The organism is Mesorhizobium sp. RSR380A, from assembly GCF_054719385.1.
The window spans coordinates 3389298-3408689 of the sequence record NZ_JBTTIB010000001.1 but is presented as its reverse complement, the minus strand read 5'-3'; the positions used below and the strand labels follow the sequence as shown (position 1 = coordinate 3408689).

Annotated in this window: 17 protein-coding genes and 1 pseudogene; 10 read left to right on the top strand and 8 right to left on the bottom strand. The window is 63.3% G+C overall.

Annotation, left to right across the window (positions count from 1 at the left end):
• Nucleotides 1–149: 149 nt before the first annotated feature.
• Nucleotides 150–406, top strand: a pseudogene (locus ACYG9Z_RS16560) (BrnT family toxin).
• Entirely contained in the window at nt 393–704 is a 312-nt protein-coding gene (locus ACYG9Z_RS16555) for a BrnA antitoxin family protein (RefSeq protein WP_023683487.1), read from the top strand. Before ACYG9Z_RS16560 ends, ACYG9Z_RS16555 begins: the two are co-directional and overlap by 14 nt.
• Nucleotides 705–714: 10 nt before the next feature.
• Here the strand turns inward: ACYG9Z_RS16555 and ACYG9Z_RS16550 are convergent, their stop codons facing one another.
• From ACYG9Z_RS16550 to puuE, 4 genes are read right to left on the bottom strand one after another with little or no spacing between them, the layout of a single operon-like run.
• Nucleotides 715–1308, bottom strand: coding sequence for a nucleoside deaminase (locus ACYG9Z_RS16550; RefSeq protein WP_023695962.1), 594 nt, complete (start codon nt 1306–1308; stop codon nt 715–717).
• 3 nt (nt 1309–1311) lie between these two features.
• Complete coding sequence (locus tag ACYG9Z_RS16545; RefSeq protein ID WP_023752452.1) at nt 1312–1812, bottom strand: ureidoglycolate lyase; 501 nt, start codon at nt 1810–1812, stop codon at nt 1312–1314.
• On the bottom strand, nt 1809–2666 hold the full coding sequence (locus ACYG9Z_RS16540) for a bifunctional allantoicase/(S)-ureidoglycine aminohydrolase (RefSeq protein ID WP_460221618.1): 858 nt from the start codon (nt 2664–2666) through the stop codon (nt 1809–1811). Before ACYG9Z_RS16540 ends, ACYG9Z_RS16545 begins: the two co-directional genes overlap by 4 nt.
• A gap of 32 nt (nt 2667–2698) precedes the next feature.
• On the bottom strand, nt 2699–4117 hold the full coding sequence (gene puuE, locus ACYG9Z_RS16535; protein WP_023746574.1) for an allantoinase PuuE: 1419 nt from the start codon (nt 4115–4117) through the stop codon (nt 2699–2701).
• Nucleotides 4118–4301: 184 nt separating this feature from the next.
• On the opposite strand from puuE, the gene uraH reads away from it, so the two are divergent.
• From uraH to xdhC, 4 genes are all read left to right on the top strand, one after another.
• A complete protein-coding gene (uraH, locus tag ACYG9Z_RS16530; protein WP_023746573.1) occupies nt 4302–4676 on the top strand; it encodes a hydroxyisourate hydrolase in 375 nt (124 codons plus the stop codon).
• A 3-nt stretch (nt 4677–4679) separates the two neighbouring features.
• Nucleotides 4680–6161 carry a xanthine dehydrogenase small subunit gene (xdhA, locus tag ACYG9Z_RS16525; RefSeq protein ID WP_023746572.1) on the top strand — a complete coding sequence of 494 codons (1482 nt, stop codon included), beginning with the start codon at nt 4680–4682 and terminating at the stop codon, nt 6159–6161.
• Nucleotides 6161–8527 carry a xanthine dehydrogenase molybdopterin binding subunit gene (xdhB, locus tag ACYG9Z_RS16520; RefSeq protein WP_023752453.1) on the top strand — a complete coding sequence of 789 codons (2367 nt, stop codon included), beginning with the start codon at nt 6161–6163 and terminating at the stop codon, nt 8525–8527. Before xdhA ends, xdhB begins: the two co-directional genes overlap by 1 nt.
• Before the next feature lie 74 nt (nt 8528–8601).
• A complete protein-coding gene (gene xdhC / locus ACYG9Z_RS16515; protein WP_460222835.1) occupies nt 8602–9621 on the top strand; it encodes a xanthine dehydrogenase accessory protein XdhC in 1020 nt (339 codons plus the stop codon).
• A 12-nt stretch (nt 9622–9633) separates the two neighbouring features.
• Here the strand turns inward: xdhC and ACYG9Z_RS16510 are convergent, their stop codons facing one another.
• The 3 genes from ACYG9Z_RS16510 to ACYG9Z_RS16500 form a co-directional block, all read right to left on the bottom strand.
• Nucleotides 9634–10884 (bottom strand): LLM class flavin-dependent oxidoreductase, encoded by a 1251-nt coding sequence (locus ACYG9Z_RS16510; protein ID WP_023752454.1) that lies wholly within the window; start codon nt 10882–10884, stop codon nt 9634–9636.
• Nucleotides 10881–11822 carry an LLM class flavin-dependent oxidoreductase gene (locus ACYG9Z_RS16505; RefSeq protein WP_023752455.1) on the bottom strand — a complete coding sequence of 314 codons (942 nt, stop codon included), beginning with the start codon at nt 11820–11822 and terminating at the stop codon, nt 10881–10883. Before ACYG9Z_RS16505 ends, ACYG9Z_RS16510 begins: the two co-directional genes overlap by 4 nt.
• A gap of 107 nt (nt 11823–11929) precedes the next feature.
• Nucleotides 11930–12850, bottom strand: coding sequence for a LysR family transcriptional regulator (locus tag ACYG9Z_RS16500; protein ID WP_023671373.1), 921 nt, complete (start codon nt 12848–12850; stop codon nt 11930–11932).
• Nucleotides 12851–12985: 135 nt separating this feature from the next.
• On the opposite strand from ACYG9Z_RS16500, the gene ACYG9Z_RS16495 reads away from it, so the two are divergent.
• The 4 genes from ACYG9Z_RS16495 to ACYG9Z_RS16480 all read left to right on the top strand — a co-directional run bounded on the left by ACYG9Z_RS16495 (nt 12986) and on the right by ACYG9Z_RS16480 (nt 17787).
• A complete protein-coding gene (locus ACYG9Z_RS16495; protein ID WP_023752456.1) occupies nt 12986–14203 on the top strand; it encodes a urate hydroxylase PuuD in 1218 nt (405 codons plus the stop codon).
• A 2-nt stretch (nt 14204–14205) separates the two neighbouring features.
• Nucleotides 14206–15522: a guanine deaminase gene (gene guaD / locus ACYG9Z_RS16490; RefSeq protein ID WP_023752457.1), complete on the top strand. Its 1317-nt coding sequence runs from the start codon at nt 14206–14208 to the stop codon at nt 15520–15522.
• A gap of 310 nt (nt 15523–15832) precedes the next feature.
• On the top strand, nt 15833–16339 hold the full coding sequence (locus ACYG9Z_RS16485) for a heme-degrading domain-containing protein (protein ID WP_023711326.1): 507 nt from the start codon (nt 15833–15835) through the stop codon (nt 16337–16339).
• A 167-nt stretch (nt 16340–16506) separates the two neighbouring features.
• Entirely contained in the window at nt 16507–17787 is a 1281-nt protein-coding gene (locus ACYG9Z_RS16480; RefSeq protein WP_023752458.1) for a glycerate kinase type-2 family protein, read from the top strand.
• A 137-nt stretch (nt 17788–17924) separates the two neighbouring features.
• Here the strand turns inward: ACYG9Z_RS16480 and ACYG9Z_RS16475 are convergent, their stop codons facing one another.
• A complete protein-coding gene (locus tag ACYG9Z_RS16475; RefSeq protein ID WP_023694723.1) occupies nt 17925–19391 on the bottom strand; it encodes a UdgX family uracil-DNA binding protein in 1467 nt (488 codons plus the stop codon).
• Nucleotide 19392: the final 1 nt, after the last annotated feature.

Below are 19392 nucleotides of genomic sequence, written 5' to 3'. Positions count from 1 at the left end.
AGCGGGCATGTCATGAAGTCAAACGGGCGACGGCCGGTGTCGCCGCGACGACGCCACGATATGTAGCCCGATTGTTTTGCCCTGATGTTGCAGGATTATAATTAATGTATTACATTTATTAACTGAACCCAACGTGATGAGGATTTCGCCTGAAAATCGTTTGGGATGAGCCAAAGCGCGTGACGAACCTGGACAGCCGGGGTCTCGATTTTGCCGAACTCGATATTGAGTTTTTTTTGCGACTTCAACCGTCCTTCCAGCCAAGGCCGACCGGTTCAAGGCGATTGGCGAATTCGGAGAGATCATCCTGGCCGTGATTTTCAAGCCGCTTGGTTCGGAGGCGATTTCGGTGATCTCGATGCGCCGTGCCAGCCGAAAGGAAAGGTCAGTATATGAACAATCCTAAATCGCGTGTTCGACCGCTTACCGATGCGGAGGAAGGGGAAATTCAAAGACAAATTGTTGATGATCCCGACGATGCGGAGACGACAGACGAACAGTTGGCGCAAGCCAGGCCTTTCGCGGAAGTGTTTCCAGAACTTTTCGAGAGCATAAGGCGTGCTCGTGGCCGGCCAGCCGTGGAGAAGCCTAAGCAAGTCGTGTCCATCCGTCTGGATCAGGATGTCATCAGTAAATTCAAGGCGACCGGCAAGGGCTGGCAGGCCAGGATCAACGAGGTGCTGAAAAACGCGAAGGTAGGCTAGGCAATCCGCGTCAGTTCAGCGGAATGTCGTTTTCGGCCTTGCGCGCCTGATAAGCGCCGGACAGTTCGTCGTAGCGGGCGGAAATATTGCCGATCCTTGCCTCAAGCCGGCCGCGCTCGGCCTCGGGCAGCGTCCGCACCAGCCTGCGAATGGAAAAACTCTTCCAATAAGCGTTCTCGGCATTGTAGCCGCCGGGATCAAGAGTGAAGACCTCTTTCAGGATTTTCAGATCGTGCGGGATCGCAAAGCTGTCGCGTGAATCCTCGTGGCTGAAGAGGTAGTAGAAATTGTCGAAGCCGGTCCAGGTGATCGCCGACAGGCAGAGCGAGCAGGGCTCATGCGTGGCGATGAAGATGGCGTCCTTGGTGTCGACGCGCTCGGCTTTCGGCATTTCATAGAAACGCTTCAGGCAGTGCACCTCGCCATGCCAGAGCGGATTTTCCATCTCGTTGTTGGTTTCGGCCAGCACCAGCGAGCGGTCGCCCTTCCGCAGGATGGCGGCGCCGAACAGCTTGTTCCCATGGGCCACGCCCTCTGCCGTTTTCGGCACGATGTCGTGCTCGATGACATCGAGCAGGCGGTCGATCAGCGACAAGTCGGTCATTTCTCAGGTCTCGTTGGGGAGATGGATTTCGTAGGGGTGCGAGAAATGGAACTCTTCGAGGTTGGAGCCGTCACCGCCGCGGTCGACGATGACGAAATCCTGCGCTTCGCCGAGCGGCGTCAGCACGCCGTGCCAGAGATTGCGCGGATAGTTGACGCCTTGCCCGGGTGCGGTGATGAAGGCGTGCGGCTCGCCCGGACTGTCCTTGCCGTCATGGCAGACGACGACCAGGAAAGGCCGCGGCGACAGCGGGATGAACGCCTGGCTGCCCAAGGGATGGCGCTCGACCATGGTCAGCTTCAGCGGCAGGTCGTAAGGCGTGCCGCGCGCCATCGAGATCAGCACGCGGGCATTCGGTCCCGCGGCTTCAGCGGTGGCGAGATTGTGGTAGCGCTCGGTCTTGCCGCCATTGATCGGGTAGTGATTGCCGCCGCCCATGTCGATGACATCGCCGAAGCCGGCAAAGCTTTCGCGGGTCAGCGGCCGCGCTGTGATGCGGGTCACCGCGCGCGACCGCCAATGCCCGCCCCGCCGAGCTTGGCGTGCCGGTTGACGTCCTTGTAAAGGAGATAGCGGAATTTGCCTGGGCCGCCCGCGTAGCAGGCCTGCGGGCAGAAGGCGCGCAGCCACATGAAGTCGCCGGCCTCGACCTCGACCCAATCCTGGTTGAGGCGGTAGACCGCCTTGCCTTCCAAGACATAGAGCCCGTGCTCCATGACATGCGTCTCGGCAAATGGGATGACGGCGCCAGGCTCGAGCGTAACGATGGTGACATGCATGTCGTGGCGCATGTCGGCTGGATCGACGAAACGGGTCGTCGCCCAGCGACCCTCGGTGCCGGGCATCGGCGTCGGCGCCATTTGCTGGTCACTGCTGAACAAGACTTCCGGCGCGTCGATGCCGTCGACGGCCTCATAGGCCTTCCTGATCCAGTGGAAGCGTACGGCGTCGCGACCTTCGTTGCGCACCGTCCAGCCGCTGTCCGGCGGCAGGAAGGCAAAACCGCCGGCTTGCAGCACGTGCTTCTTGCCGGCCAGCGAAACGGTCAACTCGCCTTCAACCACGAACAGCACGCCCTCGGCGCCGGCGTCCGGCTCGGGCCGGTCGCTGCCGCCGCCGGGCAGGACCTCGACGATGTACTGCGAAAATGTCTCGGCGAAACCCGAAAGCGGCCTGGCGATGATCCAGGCCCTGGTCTCGTCCCAGAACGGCAGTGGGCTGGTGACGATGTCCTGCATCACTCCCTTCGGTATGACGGCATAGGCCTCGGTGAAGACGGCGCGGCCGGTCAAAAGCTCATTTTGGCCGGGATGGCCGCCATGCGGTGCATAATAGGTTTTCTGGTCAGTCTTGATCATATCCATTGGGTCCTGACCCCTCAGTCATTTCATTAGAGCGGGAGCATGTCTTTCAGGCGGAGCAGCGCGATGCGCTCGACCTGTTTGCAGGCGGTATCGAGTTCTACGCCACGGCTGTTGCCGATGCGCGCCTCGAACTCGGCGAGGATCTCCTCCTTGGTCTTGCCCCGCACCGCGATGATGAAGGGAAAGCCGAAGGTGGTGACGTAGGCGGCGTTGAGCTTGGAAAACAGCTCGCGCTCCTTGTCGGTCAGCGCGTCGAGGCCGGCGGAGGCCTGCTCGCGTGTGGATTCCGCAGTGAGGCGTCTCGCTTCGGCCAGTTTGCCAGCGAGATCGGGATGGGCGTTGAGGACGCCGATCCGCTCGGTTTCGCTGGCGGCGCGGAAGACGCGGCAGAGCGCATTGTGCAGGCCGCCGGCGCCGTCATGCGCCGGCCCAAGCTCCAGCTCATAGGCACGTTCGGCGATCCAGGGCGAATGTTCGAACACGCCGCCGAAAGTGTCGACGAAGGTCTCGAACGCCATCTTCGACGGCTTGAGCGCCGCCGGCTGGTAGGGGTGGTTCTCCTGCCAGTGCCTGGCGATATCGATGCGCCGTGCCAGCCAGACCTTGTCGTGCGATCTGACATAGTCGACGAAGCGCTTCAGCGCCGCCACCCGCCCGGGACGTCCGACGAGGCGGCAATGCAGGCCTATATTCATCATCCGCGGCCGGCCCGCTTTGCCCTCGGCATAGAGCGTGTCGAAACTGTCCTTCAAATAGGCGAAGAACTGGTCGCCGGAATTGAATCCCTGCGGCGTGGCGAAACGCATGTCGTTGGCATCGAGCGTGTAGGGGATGACGAGTTGCGCGCCGCCGCTGTGCTCGAACCAGTAGGGCAGTTCGTCGTCATAGGTGTCCGACACATAGTCGAAGCCGCCCTCTTCGGCCACCAGCCGCACCGTATTGACCGAGGTGCGGCCGGTGTACCAGCCGGTCGGCCGTTGGCCCGTCACCTCGTAGTGCAGCTTGATCGCCGCTTCGAGATCGCGACGCTCGTCTTCTGGGGCATGGTCGCGGTAGTCGATCCATTTCAGGCCGTGCGAGGCCATTTCCCAGCCGGCCTCCTGCATCGCCGCCACCTGGTCGGGCGACCGGGCCAGTGCTGAGGCGACCCCGTAGCAGGTCACCGGCACTTGCGCCTCGCTGAACAGGAGCAGCAGCCGCCAGAAGCCTGCCCGCGCGCCATATTCGTAGATCGATTCCATGTTCCAGTGGCGCTGGCCGACCCAGGGCGCGGCGCCGACGATTTCCGACAGGAAGGCTTCCGAGGCCTTGTCGCCGTGCAGCACGCAGTTCTCGCCGCCTTCCTCGTAGTTGACGACGAATTGGACGGCCACATGCGCCCCGCCCGGCCATTTCGGATCCGGCGGATTGGCTCCGTAGCCGCGCATGTCTCTAGAGTAACGCATTGCCCCTCCCCGCCGGACGCTGCCGGAAGTTGTGATCAGGATAGTCGAAAGGGTTGCTCGCGCATTCCCCCGAAATTTTTGAAAGTGTTTTTGTGCCACTCCGCTCGACCGGGACTTATGCATCGCCTTTAATTGGCGCACAATTCACTGCTTTGTTCGGCTGTATCGGAAATGGGAGGCGCCAGTGGCAGAAACGTCGAAAGCCGATGGCGGACGTCTGACGACGCATGTGCTCGACACCGCGACCGGCAAGCCGGCGGCTGGCCTGTCGATCGCGCTTTATCATCTGGGGGGCGCGGCGCGGACGCATCTGAAGACCGTTGTCACAAATGCCGACGGCCGCTGCGATGCGCCGCTGCTGGCAGGAGCGGAATTCCGCCTTGGCGAATACGAACTGGTGTTCGCCGCCGGTGACTATCTACGCGGCCAGGGCACCAAACTGCCGGAACCGGCCTTCCTCGACAGTGTGCCGATCCGCTTCGGCATGGCGGAATCCGTGCATTATCACGTGCCGTTGCTTATCTCTCCTTATGGCTACTCGACCTACAGGGGGAGCTGACGCATGGCCAAGATCACCATACGCAACGAGATCCGCTTCATCCTCAATGGCAGGGATGTAGCGCTGTCGTCGGTGGCGCCCGACGCGACCTTGCTCGACTGGCTGCGGCTCGACCGCTCGCTGCGCGGCACCAAGGAAGGCTGCGCCGAGGGCGATTGCGGCGCCTGCACGGTGCTGGTCGGAAAATTGTCCGCCGGCAAGCTGGTTTATGAAAGCGTCAACGCCTGCATCCGTTTCCTCGGTTCGCTCGACGGCACCCATGTCGTCACCGTCGAGGATCTGCGCGGCGCGCCTGGCCAATTGCATCCGGTGCAGCAGGCGATGGTCGATTTCCACGCTTCGCAATGCGGCTTCTGCACGCCGGGCTTCGTTATGTCGCTCTACGGCTTGTGGATGAAGTCGCCGGACCCGTCGAATGCGGCGATCGAGAAGGCCTTACAAGGCAATCTTTGCCGCTGCACCGGCTATGAGGCAATCATGCGCGCCGCGCGTGCCATCTCCAGCTACGGCAAGGCGGCGAAGGATCCGCTGGCGGCCGAGCGCAAGGCGATCACCGCCAGGCTCGAGGCTATGCATGACGGTGCCCGCGTCGAAATCGGCGCCGGCAAGCTGAGGTTGGTCGTCCCGGCCAACGCCGATGATTTCGCCGCTGTACTGGATAAGGAACCCGACGCCACTGTTGTCGCCGGCTCGACCGACGTCGGCCTGTGGGTCACCAAGCACATGCGCGACATCTCACCGGTAGTCTTCATCGGCAATCTCGAGGGGCTGTGCGCGATCTCCGAAGACAATGACGTCATCACCATCGGAGCCGGCGTTACCTACACCGACGCCTTCGCAACACTGGCCAAGCGCATCCCCGCGCTCGGGCCATTGTTCGACCGCATCGGCGGCGAACAGGTACGAAACATGGGCACCATCGGCGGCAACATCGCCAACGGCTCGCCGATCGGCGACACGCCGCCGCCCCTGATTGCGCTTGGTGCGCAGCTTACGCTGCGCCGCGGCAAGAAGCGGCGTACCATCGCGCTCGAGGATTTCTTCATCGCCTATGGCAAGCAGGACCGGCAGCCAGGCGAATTCGTCGAGGCCGTGCATGTCCCTGTGCCGGCCAAGGGCACGAAGTTTGCCGTCTACAAGATCACCAAGCGCCGCGACGAGGACATCACCGCAGCCCTTGGCGCCTTTTTCCTCGACCTGGCCAAGGATGGCACGGTGGCCGATGTCTGCATCGCCTATGGCGGCATGGCGGCGACCCCAAAGCGGGCTTTCGGTGTCGAAAAGGCGCTGCTCGGCAAGCCGTGGACGGAGACGACGGTGGAAGCGGCCATGGCTGAATATGCGGGCGATTTCACCCCGCTGACCGATATGCGGGCATCGGCCGAATACCGGGCGCTGGCGGCCAGGAACCTGCTGCTGCGCTTTTTTGCCGAAACCAGCGGCAGCAAGGCGCCGTTCCAGGTGTCACGCAACGAGGCGGCCTGATGAACAAGCACGCCTCTCCAGATCTCAAGGCGCAGAAGATTTCCGGTGGCGTCGCCGCCGACCAGCGCCACGATTCCGCGCACAAGCATGTCAGCGGCAGCGCGGTCTATATCGACGATATGCCGGAACCGGCGGGCATGCTGCATGGCTGCCTCGGCCTGTCCACGGCGACGCATGCGACGATCAGCAAAATGGATCTGTCGGCGGTGCGCGCGGCGCCGGGCGTCGTCGATGTGCTGACGGCCAAGGACGTTCCGGGCGAAAATGACATTTCGCCGACCGGTCGACACGACGAGCCGGTGCTGGCCGACGACAAGGTGCAGTTTTATGGTCAGCCGATCTTCTGCGTTATTGCCAAGACGCGCGAACAGGCGCGCCGCGCCACCCGGCTGGCCAAGGTCGAATACAGTCCATTGCCTTTCGTCACCGACATTGGCGATCTCGACCCCCGCAAGGACAAGCTGGTTACGCCGCCGCTGACCTTGAAGCGCGGCGATGCCGCCGCCGCGATCAAGGCGGCGCCGCGCCGGCTGAAGGGCAAGATGCGCATTGGCGGCCAGGAGCATTTCTATCTGGAAGGCCATATCGCCGTGGCCATTCCCGGCGAGGACCAGGACGTCACCATCTATTCCTCGACCCAGCATCCGAGCGAAGTGCAGCATATGGTCAGCCATGCGCTGGGCGTGCCGAGCAACGCCATCACAGTGGAAATCCGCCGCATGGGTGGCGGCTTCGGCGGGAAGGAGACGCAAGGCAACCAGTTTGCGGCATTGGCTGCGATCGCCGCCAAGAAACACCATCGCGCGGTAAAAATCCGGCCCGACCGCGACGACGACATGATCGCCACCGGCAAGCGCCATGATTTCCTTGTCGACTACGACGTTGGCTTCGACGACGACGGCAACATTTTAGGCGTCGATTTCATGTTTGCGGCGCGTTGCGGCTTTTCCTCGGACCTGTCCGGACCGGTCACCGACCGCGCGCTGTTCCATTGCGACAACACCTATTTCTGGCCGGCGGTGCATGCGCAATCGGCGCCGCTTTACACCAACACCGTGTCGAACACGGCGTTTCGCGGCTTCGGCGGCCCGCAGGGCATGGTCGGCGCCGAACGGGTCATCGACGAGGTTGCCTTTGCCGTCGGCAAGGACCCGCTCGAAATCCGCAAGCAGAATTTTTATGGCACCAGTGGTGATAAAGACGGGGGCCGCAACGTCACCCCTTATCACCAGACGGTCGAGGACAACATCATCCACCGCATCGTCGCCGAGCTGGAGGCGAGCGCCGACTATGCGGGGCGCCGCCGCATCATCCAGGCCTTCAACGCCAACAGCCGCTTCATCAAGCGCGGCCTGGCGCTGACGCCGGTCAAATTCGGCATCTCTTTCACAGCCACGCACTACAACCAGGCCGGCGCGCTGGTGCATGTCTATACCGACGGTTCGGTGCATCTGAACCATGGCGGCACCGAGATGGGGCAAGGCCTCTACGTCAAGGTGGCGCAGGTGGTGGCGGAAGAGTTCCAGATCGACCTCGACCAGGTCAAGATCACCGCGACGACCACCGGCAAGGTGCCTAACACTTCGGCCACCGCGGCGTCGTCCGGCACCGACCTCAACGGCATGGCGGCGCAGAACGGCGCCCGCCAGATCAAGGAACGGCTGACCGACTTCGCCGCCGAAAAATACCAGGTGCCGCGCGAGCAGGTGCTTTTCCTGCCCAACCGGGTGCGCATCGGCAACCAGGAGATCGCCTTCACCGACCTTGTCAAGCAGGCCTATATGGCCCGCATCCAACTGTCGGCGGCGGGTTTTTACAAGACGCCGAAAATCCACTGGAACCGTGACAAGGGCGAGGGCCGTCCGTTCTATTATTTCGCCTATGGCGCCTCGTGCTCGGAAGTCTCGGTCGACACGCTGACCGGCGAATATGTCGTCGAGCGCACCGACATATTGCATGAAACCGGCCGCTCGCTGAACCGCGCCATCGATCTCGGCCAGATCGAGGGCGGCTTCATCCAGGGCATGGGATGGCTGACGACGGAGGAACTGTGGTGGGACGACAAGGGCCGGCTGCGCACGCATGCGCCGTCGACCTATAAGATCCCGCTCGCGTCCGACCGGCCGAAGATATTCAACGTCACGCTGGCCGACTGGCCGGAGGCCAACGAGCCGACGGTGCACCGTTCCAAGGCGGTCGGCGAACCGCCCTTCCCGCTCGGCATGTCTGTGCTGCATGCGCTGTCGGACGCGGTGGCAAGTGTGGCCGATCATAAGGCCTGTCCGCGTCTCGACGCTCCTGCAACACCAGAAAGGGTGCTGATGGCGATCCAACGGCTGAAGGGTGAAGCCAAGAATAGCGCCTGACTCTGACCTGGATTCTGGCAAAACGTGCAATTCAGACTGAAAAACCCTATATTTCCCGTACGGGAATGCGAAATATGAAGTCGAAAGTGCAAAGCCTCAGAGCTTTTCTCGCCAGCGCCGACCGGTTTGCCTTGGTCGAAGTGGCCAGTACCAAGGGCTCGACCCCCCGCGAGAAGGGCGCCTTCATGCTCGTCTCGCAGGCGGCGACTTTTGGCACGATCGGCGGCGGTCAGCTCGAGTACATCGCGATCGACAAGGCGAGGCAGATGGTGGGGTCTTCACCCTCCCCCTTGTGGGGAGGGTCGGCCGGCGAAGCCGGCCGGGGTGGGGGTGCGGACGATCGTGCCAAGCCACCCCGTTTCGCTGACGCCGCCACACGGCGTCCGCTCACCGACCCTCCCCCCAAGGGGGAGGGTAAAGAAGCCCGCATCGGCTTCGACGAAGTCTGCGCCACGCTTGACGTGCCGCTAGGCCCCGAGATCGGCCAGTGCTGCGGCGGGCGCGTCGAAGTCTTGATCCGTGTCGTCGATGCCGCGCTTACTGCCGAGCTGATCGCGGCCGCAGAAGCCGAGGAAGCCCACCTGCCGCATGTCTATATCTTCGGCGGCGGCCATGTCGGCCGGGCGCTGGCCTCGACTGTTGCACTTCTTCCCGTGCGTGGTGTCGTCATCGAGACGCGGGCCGAAGCGCTGGAAGGCATGCCGGAAACCGTCGAGACGCGGCTGACGCCGATGCCCGAGGCCGAGGTGCGAAACGCCCCCGCCGGCACCGCCTTCGCCATCCTCACCCACGACCATGCGCTGGATTTCCTCATCGTCGCCGAAGCGCTGAAGCGCGACGACGCGGCCTATGTCGGCATGATCGGCTCGAAAACCAAGAGAGCGACGTTCAGGAACTGGTTCCTGAAATCGGCTGAGGGCACGGAGGCTGAGTTCGCCCGCCTCGTCTCGCCGATCGGCGGCGATGCGGTCAAGGACAAGCGCCCACCGGTCATAGCTGCGCTGGCCGCGGCCGAGATCATGACGGCGCTGGTCGTTCACAACACCGCGCCGAATGCCGACCATCAAGTCCAGCATAAGATGATGGCCGGCTAAGCTTCGGCGCGGCTAAGCAGGCCGCTTCAGGCCGAGATGATCTCGCAAGGTGCTGCCTTCGTATTCCCGACGGAACAGTCCGCGCCGCTGCAGTTCCGGCACCACCAGCGTGGCAAAGGCATCGAGCTCGCCGGGGAAGTATGACGGCATGACGTTGAAGCCGTCCGCGCCGCCGCCCTCGAACCGCGCCTGCAATTCGTCAGCGATCTGCGCCGGCGTGCCGACGATACGCCAATGGCCACGTGCGCCGGCGAAATGGCGGGCAAGCTGGCGGATCGACAGGCCGTTGCGGCGCGATTGTTCGATGACCAGCGCCTGGCGGCTTTTCATTCCCTCGGTCTCCGGCAGCTCGGGCATCGGTCCGTCGATCGGATAGCTCCCGAGATCGGAGATGCTGAGATAGCTGGACAGCAGCGCCACGCCGACATCGTCGGGGATCAGCGCCTGCAATTCCTCCTGTTTCTCCCGCGCTTCGGCCTCGGTTTCCGCCACCACGGGGGAGACGCCCGGCATGATCTTGATGTCGTCGGGCTGACGCCCATAGGCAGCCATACGGCCCTTGAGGTCGTCGTAAAAGCCCTTGGCTTCCTCGAGGGTCTGCGCCGCCGTGAACACGACGTCGGCGGTGCGGGCGGCAAGGTCGCGGCCGACATCCGAGGCGCCGGCCTGCACCATCACCGGCGCGCCCTGCGGCGAGCGCGGCAGGTCGAGCGGGTCGCGCATCGAAAAGCTCTGGCCGTTGTGACCGTGAAAGCCACTGCCTTGCCAAAGTCCTGATACCACCTCGGCGAATTCGCGCGCCCGCTCGTAGCGGTCGGCATGGGGTTTCAGGCCCATCGCGCCGAAATTGGCGGCTTCGATGGGGCTGGCCGACGTCACCAGGTTCCAGCCAGCCCGGCCACCACTCAGATGATCGAGCGACAGAAAGGTGCGCGCCAGACCGTAGGGCTCGTTGTAGCTGGTCGACGCCGTCGAAACGAGGCCGATGCCGCTGGTCTGCACGGCGAGCGCGGACAGCAGGCTGATCGGCTCGAAGCCGATCGAGCGTGAGGTCTGGCTGGCGATGCCGACATTGGCTTCGCGCAGACCGGCGGCGTCCTCGCAGAACACCATGTCGAACTTCGCCGCTTCCGCCGTGCGCGCCAGCTGGATGTAATGATCGATGTCGATGCCTGCAGTAACATGCGCCTTGGGGTGACGCCAGGCGGCGATGTGGTGGCCCGTCGCCCACAGGAAGGCGCCAAGCTTCATCTGGCGGGTCATTGCGCTCCTCCGGCAAGTCTGAGATGAGAGCGCAAGGTGGTGCCGGGATAATCCGGGCGGACGAGGCCGCGGCGCTGCAATTCCGGCAGCACGCGGCCGATGAAACCGTCAATCGCCGCAGGCGGTATTGCGATGTTGAACCCGTCGCAGCTTTGCGAGCTGAACCATGTTTCGAGCGCGTTGGCAGCGACATCTGCGCCAACGTTCAGCAGCAGCTTGACCGCACCCGGATCGCGTCCGCAGGCCACAACGCGGCGCTTGAGATCGTCATGGCGCGCCTTGGGGTCCTTTGTGGGTCTGTCCAGCAGGACGACATCGGCGGTGCGGGCGGCGATATCCAGGTCGGCCTCGGACAGGCCGGACAGCACCAGCACCGGCGTATCCTGCGGCGAGCGCGCGACGTTCAGCGGCCCGCGCACGGAGAAAAATTCGCCTTTGTGGTCGAGCAGGTGCATTTTTTCGGGATCGTGGAAGCGGCCGCCGATCTTGTCGAACAGCAGCGCGTCGGCATCCCAGCCCTGCCACAGGCGCTGAACGATGCCGATGTATTCCTGCGTGCGGCGGCGGAACACATCGTCGGAAAATCCATCCGGCCGGCTGAAATTGGCGGCTTCCCCTGGCGCCTGCGCCATGGTGGCGTGCCAGCCGGCGCGGCCATGGCTGATGATGTCGAGCGAAGCAAAACGGCGCGCCAGATTGTACGGCTGGTGAGCGACCGTCGAGGCTGCAGCGACAAGGCCGATCCGACTTGTCATCGTCGCCAGCGCCGCCAGCAAGGTCGTCGCTTCGAAAGAACTCGACCCGGCGCTGTTCGGCGCGGAATCATCGAGGACAATCATGTCCAGCCCCGCCGCTTCCGCTTGCTTGGCTAAGCCGGCCAGGTCGCTAAACCCGAGCGGCTGCCCGCAAGCAATGTTGAGCGAAACGGCAAGATGCATTGTGGCTTGCTGGTCAGTCGGCATGGGACCATCGATCATAGGGCAGCGTATGCGAACCTAAGGTCACCTGCTTGTAAGACAATCCTGGCGACTGGGCCAACAGCCCCTCACTTGCCGGCCAGCAAATCCTTGATCAGCCGCTGGCAACGCTCGGCCATGAAGTCGAGCAGCAGCCGCACCTTTGGATCCTGGAGCTTCTTGTGCGGATAGACGGCGGCGAACTGCACCGGCGTTGGCGGTGTGCTGGCCAGGATGACCTGCAGCCGCCGGTCGCGGATGAAAGGTTCCACTTCGAACCGCGGCTTGTTGATGATGCCGCGGCCCGACAGCGCCCAGCCGGTCAGCACATCGCCATCGTCGGTGTCGTAGGGGCCGTGCACCTCGAATTTCTGCGGGCCGGACGGCGTCTGCAGCGTCCAGACATATTCGCGCGCCCCGGAATAGCGCAGCATCAGGCAGTCGTGCTTCTTGCCGATCAGCTCCTGTGGCTCCACCGGCTCGCCGCGCGCTTCGAGATATTTCGGTGCCGCCACCAGCACGCGTTCACATTCCATGATGCCGCGCATCCGCAGGCTGGAATCCTCGATGATGCCGAGCTTGAAGGCGACGTCGATGCCTTCCTTCATGATGTCGATATTGTGGTCGGAGAGCCTCAGCCGCACCTCGATATCGGGGTATTTGTCGTGGAAATCCGGAATGCCCGACGCCACCAGCCGCCGTCCAAGGCCGAGCGGGGCGGTCACCTTGATGGTGCCGCGCGGCTGGCCGGAAAGAGCCGAGACCGCGGCTTCCGCCTCGGTGATCGCCTCCAGCACCTGCTTGGCGCCGGAGTAGAACACCGTGCCATGCTCCGTCGGCATCAATTGCCGTGTGGTGCGGTTGAACAGCCGCACGCCGAGGTGTTTTTCCAGCTCCTTGATGCGGTTGGAGGCGACCGCCGGCGAAATGCGCATGTCTCGGCCCGCCGCCGAGAGATTGCCAAGCTCGACGACGCGGACGAAGACGGCGATGTTGTCGAGATAGGCCATTCGTGGCTCTTTATGTGGCGGCGTACGTGGTCAGCCTAGTATTTTCCATTTTTTTTTGAAAGTCATCGTACACCTCGCCTCTTTTCGTTTGCGCCCCACACCGTAAAGTCAGCCGATCGGCAGGGACGATTTCACATGATGGATTTCGCGATTTTCTGGGACTGGCTGAGTTTCGCCGTGCGCTGGCTGCACGTCGTCACCGGCATCGCCTGGATCGGCTCGTCCTTCTATTTCGTCGCGCTCGACCTTGGCCTGCGCCAGCGCCCCGGCATGCCGGTCGGCGCATCCGGCGAGGAATGGCAGGTGCATGGTGGCGGCTTCTACCACGTCCAGAAATATCTGGTGGCGCCGGCCGAAATGCCGGAACACCTGACCTGGTTCAAATGGGAATCCTACGCCACCTGGCTGTCCGGCTTCGCCATGCTGTGCGTGGTCTACTATGCCGGCGCCGACCTGTTCCTGATCGACCCCAATGTTCTGTCCATGTCGGTTCCCGTGGGCATCCTGCTGTCGATGGCGACGATCGGCGTCGGCTGGGTTGTCTACGATCTGCTCTGCCGGTCGCCGCTCGGCAAAAGTGACACCGGACTGATGCTGGTGCTCTATGGCGTGCTGGTGTTCATCGCCTGGGGGCTGACGCATCTGTTCACCGGCCGCGCCGCTTTCCTGCATCTCGGTGCCATCACCGCCACGATCATGTCGGCCAATGTCTTCATGGTGATTATTCCAAACCAGAAGATCGTCGTCGCCGACCTGATTGCCGGCCGCAAGCCCGACCCGAAATACGGCAAGATCGCCAAGCAGCGCTCGCTGCACAACAATTACCTGACGCTGCCCGTGCTGTTCCTGATGCTGTCGAACCACTATCCGCTGGCGTTTGCGACGGAGTTCAACTGGGTCATCGCCTCGCTGGTGTTCATCATCGGCGTCTTGATCCGGCACTATTTCAACACCGTGCATAAGCGTGCCGGCAACCCGCACTGGACCTGGATGGCGGCTGCGGTGCTGTTCGTCATCATCATGTGGCTGTCGACAGCGCCGAAAATACTGACCGGCGAGCTCAAGGCATCCGCCGCGGCCGAAGTCTATATCGCCTCGTCGCATTTCCCGGCGGTGCGCGACACCGTGCTTGGCCGCTGCTCGATGTGCCATACGGCCGAGCCGGTCTATGAAGGCATCTACCATGCGCCGAAGGGCGTGATGCTCGACACCGACGCCGGCATTGCCGAGCATGCGCGTGAAATCTATTTGCAGGCCGGGCGCAGCCACGCCATGCCGCCCGCCAACGTCACCCAGATCAGCGACAAGGAACGGGCGCTGCTGGTCGCCTGGTTCGAAGGCGCAGGGAAATAGGGATGACCTCCACACTTCTGCGCGGCCGCACCCTAAGTTTTTTGCGCTGGCCCGAAGCCATCGACGACCATGCCGCCTGGCGCTATGAGGAGGATGGCGGCCTGCTGATCCGCGACGGCCGGATCGTTGCCGTAGGCAGCTACACGGAAGTCGAAAAGCAAGCGGGCGACGGTGCGAAAAAGATCGATCATCGGCCGCATCTGCTGCTGCCCGGCTTCATCGATGCGCATGCGCATTTTCCGCAGATGCAGGTCATTGCCTCCTACGGCGCCGAACTGCTCGACTGGCTGAACACCTACACCTTTCCCGAAGAGACCAAATTCGCCAACGCTCAGCATGGCCGCCGCATCGCCCGGCTGCTCCTGGACGAGATGGTGCGCCACGGCACGACGACGGTCGCCGCCTACTGCTCGGTGCACAAGGCGTCTGCCGAAGCGTTCTTTGCCGAATCGCATGCGCGCGGCATGCTCAACATTGCCGGCAAGGTGATGATGGACCGCAATGCGCCGGCAGGCGTGCTCGACACGCCGCAATCCGGCTATGACGATACGAAGGCGCTGATTGCGGAATGGCACGGCAAGGGCCGCCAGCTTTATGCGATCACGCCGCGCTTCGCCATCACCTCCTCGCCCGAGCAGCTGGAGATGGCCGGCACGCTCTGCCGCGAAAACCCCGACCTGCACATGCAGACGCATCTGTCGGAAAACCACGCCGAAATCGCCTTCACGCAAAAACTCTATCCGCAGGCGCGCGACTACACCGATGTTTACGAGCAGTATGGCCTGCTGGGGCCAAAGAGCCTGTTCGGCCACTGCATCCATCTCTCGGAACGAGAGGCCGATGCGCTGTCGGACTCAGGCTCGGTGGCGGTGTTCTGCCCGACCTCGAACCTGTTCCTCGGCTCCGGCCTGTTCGACTACCAGCGCTTTCGTCGCCGCGACAAGCCGCTCAGGATCGCTGCCGCCACCGATGTCGGCGGCGGCACCAACTATTCGATGCTGCGCACCATGGACGAGGGCTACAAGGTGATTGCGCTGAATGGCGAAAAGCTGAACCCGTTCCAGTCCTTCTGGCAGATAACGCGTGGCAATGCCGAGGCGCTGTCTGTGGCGGACAAGGTCGGCACGCTGGATGAAGGCACCGACGCGGACATCACCGTGCTCGACGCCCGCGCCACGCCGGCGATGCGGCTGAGGATGGAGACTGTGGGGACGCTGGCGGAGGAGCTGTTCCTGCTGCAGACATTGGGCGACGACCGCGCGGTGCGCGAGGTCTATGTTGCGGGGCGGCCGGCCAAGATCGATATGATCGTGGGGTAGGACCCATCATCCGCGCGGGACAAGATGATGATTGCGCCTGGTTGCCAAGTGGTTCCCCCACTCCGTCGCCGCTTCGCGGCGCCACCTCTCCCCCTCCGGAGGGAGAGGAAGGGAGCCTTTGCTTCGGAGGACGGGCGCCGGTTCGGACAGCTTGGCGCCCTTCCTCTACCCTGTTGATCGGGGGAGAGGTGTCGAGAGAAGCTCGACGGAGTGGGGGTCGACCCTGGCGGGGCAAGACCACCACCGCGACGAGACCTTGACCGGGCGGAGCTTGTCGTACACACGATTTGTGACGATTTCGGAGAACAAAATGGCCGCCGCGGACGACATCGCTCTGATCCAGAAACAGGAAGAGACGCTGGTCTTCCCGGCCTTCGACGAGGCCGTCGCCTTCAAGGTCGGCGCGGCGATCCGCGAGCGGGCGCTGGCCGAAAAGCTGCCCATCATTGTCGATATCAGGCTGTGGGATCGGCCGCTGTTTTATGCCGCGATGCCCGGTTCAAACGCCTCCAACCCCGACTGGGCACGACGCAAGATCAATGTGGTCAAGCGCTACCTCAGGAGCACCTATCGTCTGGTGCTGGAACAGCAGCGACCGGACCGCACCTTCAAGGTCGGCGAGGGGCTGGATATTGCTGATTACGTACTGGCCGGCGGCGGGTTTCCGGTGACTGTAAAGGGTGCCGGCGTCATCGGCGTCATCGCCGTCTCCGGCCTGCCGGAACGCCAGGATCATGGCGTCGTCGTCGATGCACTGTGCGATCATCTCGGCGTCGATCGGACACAATTGGCGCTGCCGCCGGAAGGTAAATCGTGACGTTGGCGCTGCCCCTCATCCGCCTGCCGGCACCTTCTCCCCGTATAGTGACGGGAGAAAGGACAAGCTCGAGCGCTGGCGATCCCCTCTCCCCGTCTTTCACGGGGTGAGGGTGAGGGGCAGCGCCAACGTTTGCTCATTTTGAAAACCGCCAGTTACGGCCAAGGATAACCGTGCTCGATCCCAAATCCTTTCTCATCTCGATCTTCAATGCCGCTGTTGCCGCTGCCGATCCTGAACGGACCATCAGGGATCATCTGCCGGCCAGGCCCAAGGGCCGTACCATTGTCATTGGCGCCGGCAAGGGCTCGGCGCAGATGGCGGCCGCGTTCGAGAAGGTGTGGGATGGCCCAATCGAAGGGCTGGTCGTCACCCGCTACGGCTATGGCGCCAGATGCGAGCGCATCGAAATCATCGAGGCGGCACATCCGGTACCGGACGCTGCCGGTCTTAAGGCGTCGCGGCGCCTGCTCGAAAAGGTGCAAGGGCTGACTGCGGACGACCTGGTAGTGGCGCTGATATCGGGCGGAGGATCGGCGCTGCTGCCGTCGCCTGCCGCCGGCCTGACGCTCGCCGACGAAATCGCCGTCAACGAGGCGCTGCTTGCCTCCGGCGCGCCGATCGCGGCGATGAACACAATCCGCAAGCATCTCTCGACCATCAAGGGCGGCCGGCTGGCAGCTGCCGCCTGGCCGGCCAAACTGGTATCACTGGTTGTCTCTGACATTCCCGGCGACAACCCGGCCCTGGTGGCCTCCGGCCCGACCGTGCCCGACTCCGGCAACCGCGCCGATGCGCTGGCCTCGATAGCGGCCTACGGCATGAAACTGCCCGACGCCGTCATGGCGCACATCAACTCGCCAGAGGCCGATGCGCCAGATCCGGATGACCAGCGCTTTTCACGCAATGAAGTGCACCTGATCGCCTCGGCTGGCGTGTCGCTGGAAGCGGCAGCCGCTGAGGCAAAACGGCAGGGCATCGAAGCCGTCATCCTCTCCGATTCCATCGAGGGCGAGGCGCGCGAGGTCGGTGGCGTGCATGCAGCCATTGCGCGCGAAGTGGCGACGCGCAACCGGCCGTTCAAAAAGCCGGTGCTGATCCTGTCCGGCGGCGAGACGACCGTGACCTTGCGGGCCCCTGTTGACGGAAAAAGGGGCAAGGGCGGCCGCAACTCCGAATTCCTGCTCGCCTTTGCCATCGGCATCAGCGGCGCGGAAGGTATTCATGCACTGGCCGCCGATACCGACGGCATCGATGGCTCGGAAGACAATGCCGGCGCCTTTGCCGATGGCTCGACCGTCTCGCGCATGCGTGCCGCCGGCGTCGGCGCCAAGGCGATGCTGGCCGGCAACAATGCCTGGACGGCGTTCAACGCGATCGGCGATCTGTTCGTGCCGGGGCCGACGGGTACGAATGTGAATGATCTGAGGGCAATCCTGATCAGTTAATTCGGCCGTGGCGGCCGAAGTTTCCAACGTTGGATTCACGACCGTGAAGCCACTCAGCTTCGTCATCCCTGGGCGAAGCAGGAGCGAAGCTCCTTGTTCGCCCGCGGATGACGATGTCGCTGAGGCTTTCGCTCATCTCACGACCCCATCAGCCGCTTCACCTCTTTCATATCCTTTAGGAACCGCTCGCGCTCAGCCTCCTTGTCCGTCGGCTCGTGAATGCGCAGGATAAAGGACGGGTGGATGGTGATGAACACGCGCAAGCCATCCTCGCGTTCGATCAACTGGCCGCGCATTTTCGTCACGGCAATGGCCTTGCCCAGCAGCGACAACGCCGCCGTTGCCCCAAGCGCCACGGCGAGGTCCGGCTTGATCAGCTCAAGCTCCCGGCCGATCCACCAGCGGCAGGCCTGGACTTCGCCGGTATTTGGCTTCGAGTGGATGCGGCGCTTGCCGCGCGGCTCGAACTTGAAGTGCTTGACGGCGTTGGTGACGTAGACTTTTTGCCGGTCGACGCCTGCGTCATCGAGAATTGCATCGAACACTTTGCCCGCTGGCCCGATAAAAGGTTTGCCGGCGAGATCTTCCTGATCGCCAGGTTGTTCGCCGACGAAGACCACTTTGGCGTCATCCGGCCCCTCGCCGAACACGGTCTGTGTCGCGTCGCGCCACAACGGGCAGCGGCGGCAGCCTTTCGCGGCTTCGCGTAGCTCGGAAATGGTGTTGGCGTCATCGTCCGGCGCCTCGGCCGGCTCGCGCTTCGGCCAATGTTTCGCCTGCAGCTTGGCGTGGTGCGGCGCCGGCATTGTCGGCAGTCTGGCAATCATATCCCTGGCGGCCTCGTCCGCTCCTGCGATCAGATCTGGAATGAGCGAGGCCTCGGGAAGGTTCCGCCAATATTTCTTCGGCATCTCCTTCTGCATCGCCTTCACCTTGAGCCGCGCCGGGTTGAAGATGTTTTCGAAATAGGTCAGCCACAACGCCTCGGTGTCGTCCTGATCGGGTGCATCGCCCTTGGCCGCACCCGGCCCGATCGCCAGCCTTTCGCCGTTCCAGTCGGCGGAGGCATAGGGCGTCAGGATGGTCCAGCGCATGCCGGTGAACCGCCGGACGAAGAAATCCGCGTTGCGCTCGACAATGAAATGCTCCGGCTCGAACCAGGCGACGTAGCGCTCGTTCTCGCCGTCGCCGATCTTCCGGAAGCGTACGAAGGCATGCATCTTATGGCTGTCGCGCCGCACCGCCTTTTCCATGGCTTCGAGCCGCCTGGTGTCGGGATCGGATGCGATCGCCAGCAGTTTCGGCTCGGTGCGAAGGCGCCAAAGCATCCGGTAGAGAAAGGCAAACCGGCCGGGGTCGGAGTGGCAGAAGGCAGTTTCTGCATGGGCGATGAACTCGCGCGGGACGGTAAGCTGCGCGCCCTCTGGCACCGCCGGCAAGGCATCTTGAGGATCATTGGCGTCGGACCCGACACCCCAACTAATATCCTCAGGCCGGACCTCATTCAGCGCCAGACGCCGTGCCGCATCGCGCCAACCGGCGAAATCGGTCTGGCTCGCTAGCCGGACGGTGTATCGGGCAAGGTCGAGCTGGGCCGGCTGCATG